General features: G+C 55.8%; 1 pseudogene. It reads left to right on the top strand.

Going from position 1 to position 950, the window contains the following annotated elements:
• Positions 1 to 789 (top strand): annotated as a pseudogene (locus ACFTOW_RS13335) (IS66 family transposase); the annotation flags it as partial.
• Positions 790 to 950: the final 161 nt, after the last annotated feature.

The following is a 950-nucleotide window of genomic DNA, read 5'->3' as shown; positions in this document are numbered from 1 at the left end:
TTCTTTGGAAATTGTCATCGTCCTTGCTCCTCTCAGGAAGCATGGACCAAACCGCAGTTACACAGAAGATCGGACACTCTCTGCTCAAGGGCAGCACGCGCCTATATGTCGATGAAACAGCAGCGCCTGTACTCGATCCCGGCCGTGGCAAAACCAAAACTGGGTATTTCTGGGCTGTTTTACGGGATGATCGCGGCTGGAGCGGATCATCCCCACCTGGTGTCGTGTTCCACTATCGACCCGGACGAAAAGGCGAATATGCGCAAGAAATCCTCAACGGCTTCGATGGCACAATCCAGGTGGATGCCTATGGTGGCTATAGCGCATTGGCCACGCCAAAGCGGGTGGGTGGCAAACCCTTGAAACTGGCCTATTGCTGGTCACATGGGCGGCGCGCCTTGATCAAGGCCCAGCCGAAAGCAGGATCGCCAATCGTTGACGAGGCACTGCGGCGGATCGCAGCCCTCTATCAAATCGAGGCTGAAATCCGTGGTTTGCCTCCCGCGCAGCGCAGGGCTGTCCGGCAGGATCAATCCCGCCCACTGGTCGATAAATTCTTTGCCTGGCTCAATGCCCAAGCAGGCCGGGTGTCGGGCAAGTCCGAACTGGGCAAGATTCGCCAGCCTGATCGGCACTTGTCGCATGAACGGCGTCGAGCCCTATGCCTACCTGCGAGATCTGTACACAAAATTGGCCAATGGCCATCTCGAAAAAGATATCGATGCTTTGATGCCATGGGCTTATGCCGCAACTACCACACTACAGATGAGCTCGCCCGGGACTCCCTGACGTGCTCAAAAACGCACCACACCGAATAGTGTCAATCAGCCCAAACTGATAACATCAATGGGACGGGGACTGCGCTTACGTCGAAGATGTAGATCGTGCTCAAAAAGTTCCCGCAAACGCGCATCAAATGCCGCGTTCAACTTGGACCCGACACGCGGTTG

Source organism: Lacimonas salitolerans, from assembly GCF_042677865.1.
GTDB lineage: Bacteria > Pseudomonadota > Alphaproteobacteria > Rhodobacterales > Rhodobacteraceae > Lutimaribacter > Lutimaribacter salitolerans.
The sequence above is the reverse complement of the archived record's forward strand: the minus strand, read 5'-3'. Positions and strand labels throughout refer to the sequence as shown.